The organism is Amycolatopsis sp. PS_44_ISF1, from assembly GCF_032335455.1.
Classification (GTDB): Bacteria; Actinomycetota; Actinomycetes; order Mycobacteriales; family Pseudonocardiaceae; genus Amycolatopsis.
This window is the reverse complement of record NZ_JANUXO010000001.1, coordinates 63,744-80,837: the sequence shown is the minus strand read 5'-3', so window position 1 is coordinate 80,837 and position 17,094 is coordinate 63,744. Positions and strand designations below refer to the sequence as shown.

Below are 17,094 nucleotides of genomic sequence, written 5' to 3'. Positions count from 1 at the left end.
ATGACAGACACACCCGGCTCGCCGGGGCCCGGTGCGGATGACGAGACGCCGACCCCGAGCCAGGGCTTCCCGAAGCCCGAAGGTCCCGGCGCCGGTTCCGCTTCCCCGCCGTCTTCGCAGTCCCGGCCCGAGTCCTCTCCGGCCGGGTCCGGTGACGACGCCAGGACCCCGGTTTCCGGGCTGCCGCGGCAGAACCCGCCGTCTCCCGGCGGAACCGGCAGCGCACCCGGACAGCCGGGTCAGCCCGGACCGCCCGGTCAGCAGTGGCACTCGCCGGGCCAGCCGCCGGGACCGCAGTGGCGCTCGCCCGGGCCGCCGCCGATGCCGCAGCAACCCGGGGGCGGGTACGGCCGTCCCGGTGGGGCCTGGCACCCGCAGGGGCTCGGCAAGCCCGGCGTGATCGCGTTGCGCCCGCTCAACATCGGCGACATCCTCGACGGCGCGATCACCGCGATCCGCCGCTACCCGGTGCTCGTGCTGGGCGTCTCGGCGGTCGTCGCGGTGATCGTGGCGGGGCTGAACCTGATCATTTCGCTGACGCTGCTGCCGGACTTCACCCGCGTCACCTCCCTCGGGCCCGGCGCGACCCAGCAGGAGCAGCTCGACGCGGTGTACAACCTGCTGGGCAGCACCCTGCTCACGCTGATCCCGACGCTGATCATCTCGATCCTGGGCGAAACCTTCCTCACCGGCTTCCTCACCGTGGTGATGGGCAAGGCCGTGCTCGGCCGTCCCGTCGGCTTCCGCGCGGCGATGCGCGAGGTGGCGCCGCGGCTGCTGCCGCTGCTGGGCCTGACCCTGCTCTACACGCTGGCCACCGCGGTCGCCGCGGTCTTCTGCCTGCTGCCCGCGGTGGTCCCGTACGTCTTCTGGGCGCTGGCCGGACCGGCGCTGGTGCTGGAGCGGGGCACGGTCCGCGAAGCCTTCAAGCGCTCGCAGCGACTGGTGTCCGGCGCGTTCTGGCGGGTGTTCGGCATCCTGCTGCTGGCGGCGCTGATCGGCTGGCTGATCACCGCGATCATCGGCGTGCCGTTCGACCTCGGCTCGGGCGCGTTCTCCGGGATGTTCGACCCGCAGGCCACGGTGCCCCACCAGAGCGCCGGCAGCCTGGTGCTGCAGGCGGTCGGCGGGGTGATCGCGGCGACCATCGTCACGCCGTTCAAGGCGCTGGTCAGCGTGGTGCTCTACCTCGACCAGCGGATGCGGCGCGAGGGCATGGACATCGAGCTGGCGCGCGCGGCGGGGCTCAACCCGCCGATGCCGCCGCAGCAGGCGTGGTGACGTTCCGGCTCATCGACGTCCCGGTCGACCTCGACCGGGACACCGCCCGCGCGCAGGCGGCCCAGGAGCTGTCCGACCCCCGGTACCGGGCCGCCCAGCCGGGGCTGCTGGAGCGGGTCGGCCGGTGGCTGGGCGAGCTCTTCGGCAAGCTGCTCGACTCGCTGTCCGGCGTGCCCGGCGGTCCGCTGGGGCTGCTGCTGGTGCTCGCGCTGCTGATCGTGCTGGCCGTGGTGGTGCGGTTGCGGATCGGCCCGGTCGGCCGCGCCCGGCAGCAGGCCGGGCAGGTCTTCGAGGGCCGTCGCCGGTCCGCCGGCGAGTACCGCCGCGCCGCCGAAGAAGCCGCGGCTCGGGGGCAGTTCGCCGACGCCGTCCGTGAGCGCTTCCGTGCGCTCGTGCGGGGGTTGGAGGAGCGCGCGCTGCTCGACCACCGCTCCGGCCGGACCGCCGACGAGGCCGCCGCCGAAGCCGGGGTGCTGCTGCCGGACCTGGCCGCCGACCTCACCTCGGGCGCCCGGCGGTTCGACGACGTGCACTACGGCGGCCGTCCCGGTACCGAAGACGCCTACCGCGCGCTGACCGAGCTGGAGAACCGCGTCCGCCGCGAGCGACCGGCCCTGGTGGGCGCGTGAGCGACACTTCGGTCTCGCCCGACCTGCGCGGTATCTGGCGCGGTGCCCGGATCCCGCTCGCGCTGCTGCTGCTGATCGTGCTCACCGGGCTGGCCCTGGTGCTCAGCCGCGGCGAGCAGACCAGTGGCGAGCTCGAGCCCGGCTCCTACGAACCGGACGGCAGCCACGCGCTGGCCCGGCTGCTGGGCCGCCAGGGCGTGGACATCCACCCGGCGCACACCATCAGCGAGGCCACGGACCAGGCCGACGGCGGGACCCTGCTGGTCACCGCGCCGGACCTGGTTCCCGGCACCGGGCTGACCGAGCTGCGCCGCCGGGTCGCGCACCTCGTGCTGATCGCGCCCGGTCCGGACGCGCTGCGTCAGGTGCTGCCCAGCCTCAGCGCGGCCGGTTCCGGCGAAGTGCGCACGCTGAACCCGGACTGCACGGTCGGCTCCGCCGTCGCCGCGGGTCCGGCCACGCTCGGCGGGATGCGGTACCGCACCACGGACCCGTCCGCGCGGTCCTGCTACCGCGACGGCGCCGACCCGACGTTCGTGCAGTTCGCCGACCGCACCGGCACCGTCACGGTGCTCGGCACCGCCGCGCCGCTGACCAACGACCGCCTCGCCGACGAGGGCGACGCGGCGCTGGGCCTGCGGCTGCTGGGCGATCACGGCCGGCTCGTCTGGTACCTGCCTTCGCCCGTGGACCCCGCGCTGGAAACCGCCAAGAAGCCGTTCTTCGACCTGATCCCGGCGGGCTGGCGCTACGGTGCGCTGATGGCCGGGTTCGCCGTGGTGCTGCTGGCCCTGTGGCGGGCCCGGCGGCTCGGTCCCGTGGTGCGCGAGCCGTTGCCGATCGTCGTGCGCGCGGCCGAGACGGCCGAGGGCCGCGCGCGGCTGTATCGCCGGGGCGGGGCGAGCGGGCACGCCGCGGAGACGTTGCGGGAAGCGGCCCGCGGGCGGCTGCGGTCGAGACTGGGCCTGCCGCGCGAGGCGGAGCCGGCGTCGCTGGTGGAGACGGTGAGCGCCCGGGCCGGGCGGGCTCCGGCCGAGGTCGGCGCGGTGCTGCACGGCCCGCCGCCGGCCGACGAGGCCGGGCTGGTGCGGCTGGCGGGCGAACTGGACAGGGTGGAACGAGAGGTGGAGCGGTCTTGAGCACCGAACAGACGCAGGCGCCGGTCGACGCGCGGGCGGCGCTGATCGCCCTGCGCGCCGAGGTCGGCAAGGCCGTGGTGGGCCACGACGCGGCCGTCACCGGGCTCATCCTGGCGCTGCTCTGCCGCGGCCACGTGCTGCTCGAAGGCGTGCCCGGTGTCGCGAAGACGTTGCTGGTGCGGGCTTTGGCCGCCTCGCTGGACCTGAAGACCACCCGCGTGCAGTTCACCCCGGACCTGATGCCGGGCGACGTCACGGGCTCCATCGTCTACGACGCGCACAGCGGCGAGTTCTCCTTCCGCGAGGGCCCGGTGTTCACCAACCTGCTGCTGGCCGACGAGATCAACCGGACGCCGCCGAAGACGCAGTCCTCGCTGCTGGAGGCGATGGAGGAGCGACAGGTCTCGATCGACGGCCGCTCGCGTCCGCTGCCCGACCCGTTCGTGGTGGTGGCGACGCAGAACCCGGTGGAGTACGAGGGCACCTACCCGCTGCCGGAGGCGCAGCTCGACCGGTTCCTGCTCAAGCTGACCATGCCCGCGCCCACCCGTGAGGACGAGATCGGCATCCTGTGGCGGCACGCGCAGGGCTTCGACCCGCGGGACCTCGCGGCTGCGGGCCTGCGGCCGGTGGCCGGGGCGGAGCACCTCGCGGCGGCGCGCCAGGCGGTGGCGCGGGTGACCGTCGGGCCCGAGGTGATCGGCTACGTGGTGGACCTGTGCCGCGCGACGCGGGAGCTGCCGGCCGTGCAACTGGGCGTTTCCCCGCGCGGCGCCACGGCTTTGCTCGCCGTGACCCGGGCGTGGGCCTGGCTCGCCGGGCGCGACTACGCGACGCCGGACGACGTCAAGGCGCTCGCCCGCCCGGCGCTGCGGCACCGGCTGGGCGTGCGGCCGGAGGCCGAGCTCGAAGGCGTGACCGCGGACGGCGTCCTCGACCGGGTGCTGGCCGCCGTGCCGGTGCCGCGCTGAGCCGATGGCGCTGACCGGGCGGCTCGGACTGCTGGCCCTGCTGGGTGCGCTGGTGGTCGGGCTGCTCGTGCCGTCGGGGACGGGCGTGGTGGCCGTGCTGGCGGTGCTGCTGGTGCTCGTGGCGGTGGACCTGGCGCTCGCGGGCAGCGTGCGCGCGCTGCGATTTTCCCGCGCCGGCACCACTTCCGTGCGCCTCGGCGAGCCGGCCGAGGTGACGCTGACCGTCACCAACCCCGGACGGCGCACGGTGCGCGGGCTGCTGCGCGACGCGTGGCCGCCGAGCGCCGGGGCCGCGGACCGGCACCGGATCGCCGTTCCGGCGGGGGAGCGGCGGGCGTTCACCACCCGGCTGCTGCCGACGCGCCGCGGCGACCGGCCGGCGGTCCGCGTGACCGTGCGCGCGCTGGGCCCGCTGGGGCTGGCGGCGCGGCAGGGCTCGCACGCGGTGCCGTGGTCGGTGCGGGTGCTGCCGCCGTTCCACAGCCGCAAGCACCTGCCGTCGCGGCTCGCGCGGCTGCAGCAGCTCGACGGGCGCAACGCGGTGCTGATCCGGGGCCAGGGCACGGAGTTCGACTCCCTGCGCGAGTACGTGATCGGTGACGACGTGCGCTCGATCGACTGGCGCGCCTCGGCCCGGGCCTCCGACGTGATGGTGCGGACCTGGCGACCGGAGCGCGACCGGCACCTGGTGCTGGTCCTCGACACGGGCCGGGTCTCGGCCGGCCGCGTCGGCGACGCCCCGCGGCTCGACGCGGCGATGGACGCCGCACTCCTGCTGGCCGCGCTGGCCTCCCGCGCGGGCGACCGGGTGGACCTGCTGGCCTACGACCGCCGCCTGCGGGCCGCCGTGCCGGGCTCTTCGGCGACCACGCTGCTGCCTTCGCTGGTGAACGCGATGGCGCCGCTGGAGCCGTCGCTGATCGAGACGGACGCGCGTGGCCTGGTCTCGGAGATCCTGCGCCGCACCCGGCGACGGGCGCTGGTGGTGCTGCTGACCGGTCTCGACCCGGCACCGTTGGAGGAGGGCTTGTTCCCCGTTCTGGGCTCGCTGACTTCGCGGCACGAAGTGATCGTCGCCTCGGTGGCGGACCCGCGCGTCGAGGAGATGGCGCGCGGGCGTGGTGACGCCGAAGCGGTGTACGCGGCGGCCGCGGCGGAGCGCACGATGGCTGAGCGCGCGTCGGCGGTGGCGCAGCTGGGCCGGCGCGGGGTGGGTGTGGTGGATGCGGTGCCGGAGGAGCTGCCGCCGGCGCTGGCGGATCGGTACCTGGCGTTGAAGGCGGCGGGGCGGTTGTGAAGGGGGAAGCCGGGCCGGTGGGAGCGGCCCGAACCCGGCGCGCCTCAGCCGGCCTCCGGCAGCGCGTCGCCGGTGTACTGGGCCTCCAGGTCGCCGGCCTCGCCCTCGCGGGCGGCACGACGGCCGAGGGTGAACACGTAGGCCAGGAACAGCAGTTCCACCCCCACGCCGATGCCGATGCGCAGCCCGGTCGGCCAGCCCGAAGGGGTCACGAAGGCCTCGATCACGCCCGAGACCAGCAGCACGCAGGCCAGCCCGAGCGCGATCACCACCACCGAACGGCCCTGCTCGCCCAAAGCGGCGCTGCGGGAACGGCGGCCCGGGTCGATCACCGTCCAGCCGAGCTTCAGCCCGGTGCCCGCGGCGATGAACACCGCGGTCAGCTCCAGCAGCCCGTGCGGCAGGAGCAGGCCGAGCAGCACGTCGCCGCGACCGGCCGAGGACATCAGGCCGATCGCGATGCCGGCGTTCAGCGAGTTGAGCCACAGCGCGCTGATCACCGGCAGGCCGAGCGCGACGCCGAGGAACAGGCAGGTCGCGGCCACCCAGGCGTTGTTCGTCCAGACCTTCGCCGCGAACGAGGCCGCGGGGCCGGTCGAGTAGTAGGTCTCGTACTGGCCGCCGGGCGCGGTCATCGCCTTCAGCTCGTCGGGGGAGATCAGCGACGCCCGGACCTGCGGATCGCCCGCGATCCACACGCCGAGCACGGCCATCACCGCCACCGAGGCCAGCGCGGCCGGGATCCACCAGCGCCGGCTCAGGTACACCGCGGCCGGGAACCGGCGGGTGAAGAACAGCGCCACTTCCCGCCAGGCCGGGCTGTGCGAGCCCGTGACCGCCGAGCGCGCCCGCGTCACCAGCGTGGACAGCCGCGCGAGCAGCGCCGGGTCGGGCGCCGTCGAGCGGATGACCGAAAGGTGCGTCGCCGCGCGCTGGTACAGCGTCACCAGCTCGTCGGCCTCCTCGCCGCTGAGCCGCCGCTGCCGCACGAGCCGGCCGAGCCGCGCCCACTCCGCGCTGTGCGCCGCGACGAAGACGTCGACGTCCACCGGTCACCCCCTCTGCCGTGGCCCCCAGCTTAGAGGTTGCTCAGCCGCCGAGGACGAACTCCGCCGCGTGCTCGCCGATCAGCGCCGCGGGTGGCGGCCGGGTTCACCGGAGGTCACGACCCGACCGCCCCGCCGATCACGACGTGGGTTGTCTCGGTGTCGGTATCTCGGTGTCGGGTGCCGCCCGGTTCACTAGGCTGGCCCGGTGCAGGAAGAGTCCGATCTCGTCACCGGCGAAGCCGTGGTGCTGGACCTGCGGGTGGCCAAGTTGGCCAGCCGCGCGGTCGCGATGCTGCTCGACGTCCTCGTCCAGGCCGGGCTGCTGCTGGTCGCGGTGATCGTGCTGGTGTCCACCCTCTCCGGTGCCGACCGCTCGCTGGCCCTGACCCTGATCCTGGTGGTCTTCGTGCTGGTGGTGATCGGCTACCCGGTGCTGTTCGAAACGCTCAGCCGCGGCCGCTCGCTCGGCAAGCTGGCGCTGGGCCTGCGCGTGGTCCGCCTCGACGGCGGCCCGATCCGCTTCCGCCACGCGCTGACCCGCGCGCTGGCCGGGTTCTTCGTGGACTTCTGGGCCCTGGGCTTCCTGGGCGCGGTGGCCGTGATCGTCTCCCTGACCTCGTCCGACGGCCGCCGGGTCGGCGACTTCCTGGCCGGCACGCTGGTGATCCGCGAGCGGGTGCCGGAAAGCGCGCAGGCGAACGTGGTGATGCCGCCGGGACTGGCGGGGTGGGCCGCGCAGCTCGACCTCAGCCGCCTGCCCGACGAACTGGCGCTGGCGTCCCGGCAGTTCCTCGGGCGCTACTACGAGCTGAGCCCGGACGCGGCCGCGTCGCTCGGACAGGGGCTCGCCCACCAGGTGGCGGCGGCCATCGGGACGGCCGGCCCGTACGGGGTGCCGCCGTGGGCGTTCCTGCAGGCGGTGCTGGCCGAACGCCGCAACCGCGACCAGGCCCGGCTCGCTTCCGCTTACGGACCGCCGCCGCAGCCCGGTTACGCGCCCCACCCCGGTTATGCACCCCAGCCTGCTCCGCCCCAGTCTTCCGCTGTCCCGTCCGCCCCGGCGCCGCGTGACGAGCCGGAGAACCCGTTCACCCCACCGGCCTGACCGCGGCCCTACGCTGACGGCGTGCTGACCGAACTGGCCGTGGCGCTGGTGCTCGCGCCGTCCGGCGGGGTGACCGACGATGTCACCGTGACGGGCGGGCGAGACGGCTCGCTCACCGTCACCGAGCGGGTCACCACCGGTGGTCCCGCCGTCCACCGGATCCCGTTGCGGGCGCCCGCGACCGCGAAGCAGGACCGCGTCTACGCGATCGGGAACGTGCACCTCACCGGCGGCCACGCCGAAACCGGCCGCGACGGCGTGACCGCGACCTTCACCGGCGGCCCGGCCACGCTGAGCTACACAGTGGACGGTGCGGTCGACGACACCGGCCGGCTGCGCTGGTCGGTCACCGGCGGCTGGGACACCGGCCTGAACCGGGTGACCGCCACTTTCACCCCACCCGTGCCCGGAATGTCCACTGCGGACTGTTTCGCCGGGGCCCCCGGCTCCGCGCGGCAGTGCACCTTCTCGGAGATCGGCGAGCACGGCGTGGTGCGCGTCGAGCAGGACGGCCTCGCCCGGGGCGACCGCATCGACCTCGCCGTGCAACTGCCGCCGGGATCGTTGCCGGCCAACGCCCGGTTCGTCCCGGTCTCGACGATCGCGGCGGCTTTCGCGTTCGGCCCGGTCCCTGCCGTGGGGCTCATCGTGCTCGCCTTGGCCCTGCTGCTCGGCGCGCTGGCGGTCGCCGGGCTGCGGCGCCGTGACCGCGCGACCACCAGGGCCACGAGAGTCACCGTGGTCCCACCCGCGTACGCCGCCATCGTCGAAGACCGGCTCGACCTGGCCGGAACCGCGCTGGACCTGGCCGCCCGCGGGCACCTGCACTTCACCGAGACCGACGGCGCCGACTGGCTGGTCACCCGCGGCGAAGGCGACGAACTGCGGGACTTCGAGCGCACCGTGCTCATGGCCTTCGACGGGCCCCGCCTATCGGAAGCCCGTCCCCTCGATCCCGAAGCGCTGCGTACGCGCCTACGGGCCGACGCCGTCCGCGAAGGCTGGCTATCCCGCTGGCCCGTCCGCGTGCGAAGGCTCGGCTTCGCTTTGCTGGCGTCAGGTGTGCTCACGACGGCCGTGCTCACCTTCACCGTCGGCGACGCGCTGTTGGGCGTCTGGGTGATCGTCGCCGGTCTCGCGCTGATCGCCGCCGCACCCGGCCTGCCTCGTCGCACCGCTCGCGGCCGGACCCTCACCGCCCCGCCCCGGCCCGGGGACGAAGCGCTGGCCGCCGCCCTCGACGGGGTGCTCGCCCTGTCCGAGCGCCGCCGGGCCCTGGACGGGGTTTTCGCATGAGGCGCGCCCTTCTCCTGACCGTCCCCGTGCTGCTGCTGATCGCCGCGCCCGCCTCGGCGCAGGACCTCCCCGCGTTGCCGCAGAGCGCGGAGATCACGCTGAAGGTCCAGCGCGATGGCAGCCTCTCCGTCACCGAGGCCGTCTCCGTGCCCGAAGGCACTTCGATGAGCCGCCGCATCCCGTTGCGCGCGCCGGCCGAGGACGACCAGGACCGGCTGCTCACCATCCGCGACCTCAACATCCAGGGCGCGGCCAGCACCGAGACCTCGGCCGACGCGGTCACGCTCGACCTGCGCGGCGGCACCTCGGTCGTCCAGTACACAGTGGACGGCGCGGTCGGCGCGGGCCGTGGGGTCGAGCGGGTGACCTGGGACCTGGCGGGCGGCTGGGACACCCGGCTGGAGCTGGTGCGGGCCACGTTCGCCGCGCCGAGCCTGCCGGACGCGGTGACCTGCCTGGCCGGCCCGCCCGGCTCGAGCTCCCCGTGCGGGGCCGCGCAGATCGACCACTCCGGGCTCACCCGGGTCTCGGTTTCGAAGCTCGCCGCGGGGCAGCGGGTGGAGCTGACGGCCGAACTGCCCGGCGGCACCGTGCCGGTCACCGAGCGGCTGGTGCCGGCTCGGACCGTGGCGGGCGCGCTCTCGGCGTCGGCCCCGGTGGGGTGGGCCTGGGGCGCGCTGGTGGTCCTGCTGCTCGTGGCCCTCGCACTGGTGGCGTTCCTGCGACGCCGCGACGCCGCGCCGGTCGAGCCAGTGCCAATGGAACTGCCGATGGAACTGCCGGTGGACCTGCTGGCGGACGGGCGGTTCTCCTCGCCCGACGGGGTGCTGCCGGGTCACGTCGGCCCGCTGCTGACCGGCCGGGCCGGCCCCGTCGACCTCGCGGCGACCGTGCTGGACCTGTGCGTGCGCAACTACCTCTGGGTGAGCGAGGACGGTCCGCGCGACTGGGTGCTCGTCCGCCGGAACCCGCCGGACGAGCAGCTGGGCCGATTCGAACGGGCGGTGTACGAGGCCGTGGTACCCGGCGATTCGGCCCCGGTTTCGGCTCTGCGCGCGAAGACACCGCTGTTCGAGGAGACACCGCTGTTCGGGCGAACACCGCTGGTCGAGGACCGGCTGCTGGCCGACGTCGTCCGTCGCCGCTGGCTGTCCCGTCGCGGCCCTCGGCTGGCTCGGGCCGGCTCGCGGTTGTGTCTGTACGGCGCGTTCCTGACCGTGCTGCTCACCTTCACCGTCGGCTACACCCAGCTCGGCCTCGTGGTGATCGCCTGCGGGGTGGCCCTCGCCCTCGGCGCCCGGCTGCTTCCGGCGCGGACGGCTTCGGGCCTGCTCCTGCGTCGCCGCCTGACCGGCCTGCGCGCCCGGCTGGCTTCGCCGGAGCCCGACCGCCTCACCGCCGCGGACCGCGAAGTGCTCTTCTCCCGGGCGTTGCCGTACGCGCTCGCGCTCGGTGAAGCCGACCGGTGGGTGGCGGCGTTCGCGCGAGCGGGCCGTTCGCCACAGGCGTATTGGTACGGGACGGCCGCCGAAGACGCCGCCGCGATCGCCGCGACCAGCGGTTTCGCCACCGCACTGGTCGCCGCGTTCGCGACGGCGCAGCACCGCGTGCGAGGCGGGCGACCGGACGCGCCGAGGGACCCCGCGCCTGCGTAGGGTGGGGGCATGGCCGATCCCGAACTCGTCCGATTCACCACCGACAACGGTCTGCGCGTGGTGCTCGCTCCGGACCCGACCGCGCCGGTCGTCGGGGTCAGCGTGCACTACGACGTGGGCTTCCGCTCCGAACCGGAGGGGCTGACGGGGTTCGCGCACCTGTTCGAGCACCTGATGTTCCAGGGCAGCGAGAGCCTGGAGAAGCTGGCCCACTTCCGCCACGTGCAGTCCAGCGGCGGGACCTTCAACGGGTCCACCCACCCGGACTACACCGACTACTACGAGGTGCTGCCCTCGGCCGCGCTCGAGCGCGCGCTGTTCCTCGAGGCCGACCGCATGCGCGCGCCGAAGCTGACCGCGGAGAACCTGGCGAACCAGATCGAGGTCGTCAAGGAGGAGATCCGCCTCAACGTGCGGAACCGGCCGTACGGCGGTTTCCCGTGGATCCTGCTGCCGCCGGTGCTGTACGACACCTTCGCGAACGCCCACGACGGTTACGGCGCGTTCGAGGACCTGGAGGGCGCCACCCTGGAGGACTGCGCGGCGTTCTTCGACACCTTCTACTCCCCGGCGAACGCGGTGCTCACCGTCGCGGGTGATTTCGAGGTGGAGGAGGCCAAGGCGCTGATCGGGAAGCACTTCGGCGACGTCCCGCACCGGCCCGCGCCGCCGCGCCGCTCGTTCGCCGAGCCCGCGCCGACCCGCGAGCTGCACGGGGAGCACCAGGACGCGCACGCGCCGCTGCCCGCGCTCGCCGTGGGCTACCGCATGCCCGACCCGATCAACGACCTCGACGGCTACCTCGCCTACCTGGTGCTGGCCAGCCTGCTGACCGACGGCGACGGTTCGCGCCTGCAGCAGCGCCTGGTGCACCGCGAGCCGCTGGTGGTCGACATCGGCGCGGGCGCCGGGCTGTTCGGCCCGTTCGAGGCCCGCGACCCGGACACGTTCACCATCACCGCGATCCACCCGCCGGACGTCTCACGCGAACGGGTGCTCGCCGCGCTCGACGAGGAGCTGGAGAAGCTCGCCTCGACGCCGCCGGACGAGCAGGAACTGAAGAAGGTCACCGCCCGCTGGGCCGCGAGCCTGCACTCGGAGCACGACCGGCTGGTGTCGCGCACGCTCGCCTTCGGCGCGTTCGAGCTGCTGTACGGCGACGCGACGCTGGTGCACCGGCTGGCCGGCCGCATGTCGGCGGTCACCGGCGAGGCGGTGTCGGCCGCGGCGAAGGCGCTGCGGCCCGATTCGCGCGCCGTGCTGGTCGTCAAACCGGCCGGCGCCGAGAACCCGGACACCACGGAAGGGACCGAGCAGTGACTTCGGCTACTCATCGCACCGCGGAGGAGATCGGCCGCACGGCGGCCGGTCCGCGCCCGCTGCCCCCGCTGGGCGCGCAGTCCGTGGCCGCGGACCTGTCCCACGTGGACACCACGCTGAGCAACGGCCTGCGGGTGCTGGCCGTGCGCAAGGCGACCGTGCCGCTGGTCGAGCTCCGCGTCTGGATCCCGTTCGCCGGCGAGGACAAGCTGCACCCGGCCACCGCGGAGGTGCTGGCGGAGACCCTGCTGACCGGTACCGCGCGCCGCGACCGGGTCGAGATCGACGCCGAGCTGGCGCTGATCGGCGGCGACCTGGGCGCCGGCGTCGACCCGGAACGGCTCTACGTCACCGGTTCCGCGCTTTCGGACGGACTGCCGACCCTGCTCGACGTGCTCGGCGACGTGCTCACCGGCGCGGCGCACACCGACGCCGAAGTGGGCCGCGAGCGTGAGCGGCTGATCGAGCGCATCGCGGTCTCGCGCACGCAGCCGCGCACGATCGCGCGGGAGGCGTTGCAGAAGCAGCGCTACGGCGACCACCCGGCCACGCGCGAGGTGCCGCAGGCCGCTGATGTCGCAGTCGTGACTCCTGATCAGGTGCGGGCGCTGCACGCGGCTTCGGTGCTGCCGCGCGGTTCCGTGCTGGTGATCGTGGGCGACCTCGATCCGCAGACCGTGCCGGCCGACCTCGAGCGCGCGCTGGGCGGCTGGGCGTCGGACCGCTCCGCGCTGCGGCTGCCGCCGCTGCCCGAGCTGACCGGCGGCCACGTCCTGCTGGTCCCGCGGCCCGGCGCGGTCCAGTCGCAGATCCGGCTGTCCGCGCAGTCGGTGCCCCGCACCGACCCGCGTTACCCGGCGCTGCAACTGGCGAACCTGGCCTACGGCGGGTACTTCTCCTCGCGCCTGGTGGAGAACATCCGCGAGGACAAGGGCTACACCTACGGCGCGCACTCGGGCTTCGAGTTCACCGACCAGAACGCGACGGTGAACGTCGACGCCGACACGGCGAACGAGGTCACGGCCGCGGCGCTGCTGGAGACCCGCTACGAGCTGGGCCGCCTCGGCCTGGTGCCGCCGACGGCCGAAGAGGTCGAGTCGGTGCGCCAGTACGCGATCGGCTCGCTGCTCACCTCGACCTCCTCGCAGACCGGCCTGGCCGGCCAGGTGATGGCGCTCGCCGCCACCGGCCTGAGCGTGGAATGGCTGCAGGAGCACCCGGCCCGGGTCGCGGCGGTGACCGAGGAGCAGGTCGCGCAGGCGGCGCTGGACTTCTTCGCGCCCAAGCGGTTCACCGGCGTGGTCGTGGGCGACGCGGAGCTGCTGGGCCCGAAGCTGACCGCGCTGGGCGACGTCACGGTCGGCGAAGAGATCGCGGGCGAGTAGCACCGATGGCCGTCCCGTACACCCTGGATTCACTCCCGACGCTGTCGCGGTCCACTGTGGACCGTCAGGAGATGCTGCGCAGCAACCCGGAGCGGCTGATTTCGAAGTGGCCGCAGTCGCGGGTGGTGCTGCTCGACGACACCGGGCGCACCCCGGTCGCCGAGGGCGCCACCTCGCTGGCCACCCGCAAGGCGATCGACTTCGGCAGCGAGCCGCCGGCCGACGCGGTGTTCCTCGGCGAGTGGGAGGACACCGGCTACTGGTCGCTGCCCGGCCGCGCCGAGGGCGACGCGGACACCGTGCGGATGCCCGGGAGCTGGGGCTTCGTCGAAGAGGTCCCGCGCGTGGCCGGCGAGATCTGGGTCGACCTGCGCGGCTACGGCGACCGGCTGGACGACACCTCGGCCGGGCTGTTCACCACCGCGCAGGCCCTGCGCAACTGGCGCCGCCGGGCCAAGTTCTGCACCCGTGACGGCTCGCCGACCGAGCTGATCCAGTTCGGCTGGGCCAGCCGGTGCGAGGCCGAGGGCCACGAGGAGTACCCGCGCACCGACCCGGCGGTGATCTGCCTGGTGCACGACCACGAAGGGATCAACGGCTCGCGGGTGCTGCTCGCGCGCCAGCCGATCTGGCCCGCGAACCGGTTCTCGGTGCTGGCCGGCTTCGTCGAGGCCGGGGAATCGCTGGAAGGCTGTGTCGAGCGCGAAATCCGCGAGGAGGTCGGCGCCGAGGTCTCGGACGTGCGGTACCTGGGCAGCCAGCCCTGGCCGTTCCCGCGCTCGATCATGCTGGGCTTCACCGCCCGCGCCGACCCGGCGAAGCCGCTGGTCCCGGCGGACGGCGAGATCGAAGAGGCCCTGTGGGTCACCCGCGAAGAGGTCCGCGAGGCCTTCCGCAACAGCGAAGTCCGCACCGAGGGCGCCGTCCCGACCCCGATCGCGGGCGGCGCGGCGGCGATCATCCTGCCGGGCAACTCCTCCATCGCCCGCGTGATGCTCAAGGCCTGGGCCGACGTGGACGAGTGACCGGACGGCGCTGACCCGAGGCTCCGGCCGGACCGCCCCCGGCCTGCACGACCGGGACGGTCTCGTGTCCGGCCCCGATCCGCCGCGTCCGGCGGCGGATCGGAACCGGCACACGAGCCGGGAGGTCAGCGGACCGCGACGGTTTCGCCGGTCTCCAGCAGGGACTTGAGGTCCGAAAGCACCCAGGGCCAGCCGCCGCCCGCGTTCTGCCCGGGGCCGGCGTCGAGGTCCTCGTGCACCCCGGCGACCATCGCGGCGTGGTTCGGCGCGCCGGTGAGGTCGTGGGTCACGGTGAGCCGGGTGCCGGTCGACTTCGTTTCCTCGATGTCGTAGGTGAGCGTGGTGTACGGCTCGGCGATCAGGCTCGGGTCCATCAGCATCCGCCAGGTGATGACCAGTCTGCGCGGCGGATCGGCCTCGACGACCTCGCCGTCGAGCAGATCCCCGGTGAACCCGGCCGCGACGAACTCCGGCGTCGGGCGCACGCGGTGCTTGCCGCCGGGGGTGAGGTCGTAGTCGGCCAGACCGCCGTAGCCGTACTTGGCCGTCCACTCGGGCTTGGTGATGGCGTCCCAGATCGCCTGCGGGCTCGCCTTGATGTAGACGCGGTTGACCTGCACGGTCTTCGTCTCGGTCACTTCGGTGGCTCCTTCTCCAGTTCGGCTTTGAGGTCGAGCAGCGCCGCGGCGTGGCGAGCGGTGTACTTGCCGATCCACCGGTCGTGGATCTGGCGGATCGGCACCGCGTTCAGGAAGTGCCGCTTCTCGCGGCCCTCCTTGCGGCTGGTCACCAGCCCGGCCTCCTCCAGCAGCTTCAGGTGCTTCATCACCCCGAAGCGGGTCATGTCCACTTCGGACTCCAACTCGCCCAGCGTCCGCCCGTCCCGCGCGAACAGCTGGTCGAGCAGGAACCGCCGGGTGGGGTCCGCCAGCGCCTTGAACACCAGGTCGTCCTCCGGCATGGGAGGAGAATAGGTGACCAAAAGGTCACGTGTCAACCGGGTCGGTCCGGCGGCGCCGGCGCGCGGGTTTTCAGAGCAGGGCGCCGAGCGGCAGGATCAGCGCGATCGCCACCACCGAGATGATCGTCTCCATCGCCGACCAGGTCTTCAGGGTCTGCCCGACCGACAGTCCGAAGTACTCCTTGACCAGCCAGAACCCGGCGTCGTTCACGTGGGAGAAGAACAGTGAGCCGGCGCCGACGGCCAGCACCAGCAGGGCGTTGTGGGCCGGGTCGAGAGTGGCCGCCAGCGGGGCGACGATGCCGGCGGCGGACACGGTCGCGACGGTGGCCGAGCCCGTGGCCAGCCGGATCGCGACGGCGACCAGCCAGCCCAGCAGCAGCGGGGAGAAGTGCGCCCCGGTGGCGAGGCTGGTGATGACGCCGCCGACCCCGGCGTCCACCAGCGTCTGCTTGAACCCGCCGCCCGCGGCGACGATGAGCATGATGCCGGCGATCGGGCCCAGCGATTCGCCGACGATCGCGGTCAGCCGGGCGCGGTTCAGCCGCGCGGGGCGGCCCAGCAGGACCATTCCGGCGAGCACCGCGAGCAGCAGCGCCACCAGCGGGTCACCGACGAAGTCGAGCACGCGGCGGACGCCGTTCCCCTGGTCCGCCAGGATGTCGGCCAGGGCCTTGGCCAGCATGAGCACCACGGGCAGGAGCACGGTGGACAGGGTCGCGGCGAAGCTCGGCCGGTGCTCGGCCCCGGTGAGCTCCGAATCGGGTACGAGCCGCTCGGGCGGGGCGGCGCCGGGCACCAGCTTCGCGGCCAGGCGGCCGAACAGCGGGCCCGCGACGACCACCGTGGGCAGGCCGACGAGCAGGCCGAGGGCCAGGGTGAGGCCGACGTTGGCGTTCAGCGCGCCCGCGGCCGCGAGCGGGCCGGGGTGCGGCGGGATCAGCCCGTGCAGCACGGAAAGCCCGGCCAGTGCCGGAACTCCCAGCAGCAGCACGGGTTTTCCGCTGCGCTTGGCCACCAGCAGCACCACCGGGATCAGCATCACCAGGCCGATCTCGAAGAACATCGGCAGCCCGATCAACACGGCCACCAGCGCCATCGCCCACGGCAGCCCGCGTCCGCGCACCCGGCCGAGCACGGTGTCCACGATCCGGTCGGCGCCCCCGGAATCGGCCAGCAGCTTGCCGAGCATGGCGCCGAACGCGATCAGCACGCCGACCGACGCGATGGTGGTGCCGACGCCGTTCTCGAAGCTCTTGAGCACCTGGTCGACCGGCATCCCGGCGACCAGGCCGAGCACGCCGGAGCCGAGGGTGAGCGCGAGCAGCGGATGCAGTTTCACCCTGCTGATCAGCACCACGATCACGGCGATGGCGAGCACCGTCGCGCCGATCAGGCGGGTGTCGTGGCCGGTCCAGCCGGCGGCGAGGGTGCTCACGCGTGCTCCCGGAAGCCGGCCAGCGTGGCGGCGACGATGGCTTCGGGCCGCTCGGTGATGTCGAAGACGCGGCCCGGCTCGTCCGGCTGCAGCGGTTCGAGGTCGGCGAGCTGGGAGTCGAGCAGCGAGACGGGCATGAAGTGGCCGGTGCGGGTCTTCATCCGCTCGGCCAGGACGGACCGGTCGCCGTCCAGGTGCAGGAACCACACGTCGCCGCCGGTGCGCAGGACGTCGCGGTACCGGCGCTTGAGCGCGGAGGAGGTGACCACCCCGCCGGTCTCCTGGTGCCTCCGGATCCACCGGGCGATGGACTCGAGCCAGGGTGCGCGGTCGGCGTCGGTCAGCGCGTGGCCCGCGGTCATCTTGCCGATGTTGGCCTGGGAGTGGAAGGTGTCGGCCTCGGCGTACTCGACGCCCAGCCGCTCGGCCAGCGCCGAACCGACCGTCGTCTTGCCGGACCCCGAAACCCCCATCACCACGACGACGGTCATCCGCACCTCCCACGTCCTTGTGTCCGGAGTAGTCAAACTCAAAAGTACTACT

16 protein-coding genes are annotated in these 17,094 nt (G+C 73.8%); 11 read left to right on the top strand and 5 right to left on the bottom strand.

The window, feature by feature from the left end; genetic code table 11:
* Genes NYF13_RS00345 through NYF13_RS00325 form a run of 5 tightly spaced genes read left to right on the top strand, consistent with a single transcriptional unit; the run spans nucleotide 1 to nucleotide 5,317 of the window.
* A complete protein-coding gene (locus NYF13_RS00345; RefSeq protein ID WP_315653452.1) occupies nucleotides 1-1,281 on the top strand; it encodes a hypothetical protein in 1,281 nt (426 codons plus the stop codon).
* Nucleotides 1,275-1,910, top strand: coding sequence for a DUF4129 domain-containing protein (locus NYF13_RS00340; protein WP_315653451.1), 636 nt, complete (start codon nucleotides 1,275-1,277; stop codon nucleotides 1,908-1,910). Before NYF13_RS00345 ends, NYF13_RS00340 begins: the two co-directional genes overlap by 7 nt.
* Nucleotides 1,907-3,049 (top strand): DUF4350 domain-containing protein, encoded by a 1,143-nt coding sequence (locus tag NYF13_RS00335; protein ID WP_315653450.1) that lies wholly within the window; start codon nucleotides 1,907-1,909, stop codon nucleotides 3,047-3,049. Before NYF13_RS00340 ends, NYF13_RS00335 begins: the two co-directional genes overlap by 4 nt.
* Nucleotides 3,046-4,020 (top strand): MoxR family ATPase, encoded by a 975-nt coding sequence (locus NYF13_RS00330; RefSeq protein WP_315653449.1) that lies wholly within the window; start codon nucleotides 3,046-3,048, stop codon nucleotides 4,018-4,020. Before NYF13_RS00335 ends, NYF13_RS00330 begins: the two co-directional genes overlap by 4 nt.
* A 4-nt stretch (nucleotides 4,021-4,024) precedes the next feature.
* Nucleotides 4,025-5,317: a DUF58 domain-containing protein gene (locus tag NYF13_RS00325; protein ID WP_315653448.1), complete on the top strand. Its 1,293-nt coding sequence runs from the start codon at nucleotides 4,025-4,027 to the stop codon at nucleotides 5,315-5,317.
* A gap of 44 nt (nucleotides 5,318-5,361) precedes the next feature.
* On the opposite strand, the gene NYF13_RS00320 is transcribed toward NYF13_RS00325, so the two are convergent.
* Entirely contained in the window at nucleotides 5,362-6,366 is a 1,005-nt protein-coding gene (locus NYF13_RS00320; protein ID WP_315653447.1) for a stage II sporulation protein M, read from the bottom strand.
* 205 nt (nucleotides 6,367-6,571) lie between these two features.
* Between NYF13_RS00320 and NYF13_RS00315 the strand changes: the two genes are divergently transcribed.
* The 6 genes from NYF13_RS00315 to nudC are packed head-to-tail and all read left to right on the top strand — an operon-like array spanning nucleotide 6,572 to nucleotide 14,152.
* The gene (locus tag NYF13_RS00315) at nucleotides 6,572-7,471 is read left to right on the top strand and encodes an RDD family protein (RefSeq protein WP_315653446.1); all 900 of its coding nucleotides are present in this window, start codon (nucleotides 6,572-6,574) and stop codon (nucleotides 7,469-7,471) included.
* 21 nt (nucleotides 7,472-7,492) lie between these two features.
* Nucleotides 7,493-8,767, top strand: a complete 1,275-nt coding sequence (locus NYF13_RS00310; RefSeq protein ID WP_315653445.1) for a DUF2207 domain-containing protein — start codon at nucleotides 7,493-7,495, stop codon at nucleotides 8,765-8,767.
* Nucleotides 8,764-10,422, top strand: coding sequence for a DUF2207 family protein (locus tag NYF13_RS00305; RefSeq protein ID WP_315653444.1), 1,659 nt, complete (start codon nucleotides 8,764-8,766; stop codon nucleotides 10,420-10,422). The genes NYF13_RS00310 and NYF13_RS00305 overlap by 4 nt, the downstream gene beginning before the upstream one ends.
* Before the next feature lie 9 nt (nucleotides 10,423-10,431).
* Nucleotides 10,432-11,742 (top strand): pitrilysin family protein, encoded by a 1,311-nt coding sequence (locus tag NYF13_RS00300; RefSeq protein ID WP_315653443.1) that lies wholly within the window; start codon nucleotides 10,432-10,434, stop codon nucleotides 11,740-11,742.
* Nucleotides 11,739-13,127 carry a pitrilysin family protein gene (locus tag NYF13_RS00295; RefSeq protein WP_315653442.1) on the top strand — a complete coding sequence of 463 codons (1,389 nt, stop codon included), beginning with the start codon at nucleotides 11,739-11,741 and terminating at the stop codon, nucleotides 13,125-13,127. The genes NYF13_RS00300 and NYF13_RS00295 overlap by 4 nt, the downstream gene beginning before the upstream one ends.
* A 5-nt stretch (nucleotides 13,128-13,132) precedes the next feature.
* A complete protein-coding gene (gene nudC / locus NYF13_RS00290; protein ID WP_315653441.1) occupies nucleotides 13,133-14,152 on the top strand; it encodes an NAD(+) diphosphatase in 1,020 nt (339 codons plus the stop codon).
* 125 nt (nucleotides 14,153-14,277) lie between these two features.
* Here nudC and NYF13_RS00285 read toward each other — a convergent pair whose 3' ends face one another.
* From NYF13_RS00285 to NYF13_RS00270, 4 genes are all read right to left on the bottom strand, one after another.
* The gene (locus tag NYF13_RS00285) at nucleotides 14,278-14,790 is read right to left on the bottom strand and encodes an SRPBCC domain-containing protein (RefSeq protein WP_315653440.1); all 513 of its coding nucleotides are present in this window, start codon (nucleotides 14,788-14,790) and stop codon (nucleotides 14,278-14,280) included.
* On the bottom strand, nucleotides 14,787-15,113 hold the full coding sequence (locus tag NYF13_RS00280; RefSeq protein ID WP_315653439.1) for a metalloregulator ArsR/SmtB family transcription factor: 327 nt from the start codon (nucleotides 15,111-15,113) through the stop codon (nucleotides 14,787-14,789). Before NYF13_RS00280 ends, NYF13_RS00285 begins: the two co-directional genes overlap by 4 nt.
* Before the next feature lie 70 nt (nucleotides 15,114-15,183).
* A complete protein-coding gene (locus NYF13_RS00275) occupies nucleotides 15,184-16,551 on the bottom strand; it encodes a gluconate:H+ symporter (RefSeq protein WP_315653438.1) in 1,368 nt (455 codons plus the stop codon).
* Entirely contained in the window at nucleotides 16,548-17,042 is a 495-nt protein-coding gene (locus tag NYF13_RS00270) for a gluconokinase (protein WP_315653437.1), read from the bottom strand. The genes NYF13_RS00275 and NYF13_RS00270 overlap by 4 nt, the downstream gene beginning before the upstream one ends.
* Nucleotides 17,043-17,094: the final 52 nt, after the last annotated feature.

Coding starts and splice junctions, on each gene's coding strand:
- NYF13_RS00345 (WP_315653452.1), top strand. CDS start 1: ATGACAGACACACCCGGCTCGCCGGGGCCCGGTGCGGATGACGAGACG.
- NYF13_RS00325 (WP_315653448.1), top strand. CDS start 4,025: ATGGCGCTGACCGGGCGGCTCGGACTGCTGGCCCTGCTGGGTGCGCTG.
- NYF13_RS00305 (WP_315653444.1), top strand. CDS start 8,764: ATGAGGCGCGCCCTTCTCCTGACCGTCCCCGTGCTGCTGCTGATCGCC.
- NYF13_RS00300 (WP_315653443.1), top strand. CDS start 10,432: ATGGCCGATCCCGAACTCGTCCGATTCACCACCGACAACGGTCTGCGC.
- nudC (WP_315653441.1), top strand. CDS start 13,133: ATGGCCGTCCCGTACACCCTGGATTCACTCCCGACGCTGTCGCGGTCC.
- NYF13_RS00280 (WP_315653439.1), bottom strand. CDS start 15,113: ATGCCGGAGGACGACCTGGTGTTCAAGGCGCTGGCGGACCCCACCCGG.
- NYF13_RS00270 (WP_315653437.1), bottom strand. CDS start 17,042: ATGACCGTCGTCGTGGTGATGGGGGTTTCGGGGTCCGGCAAGACGACG.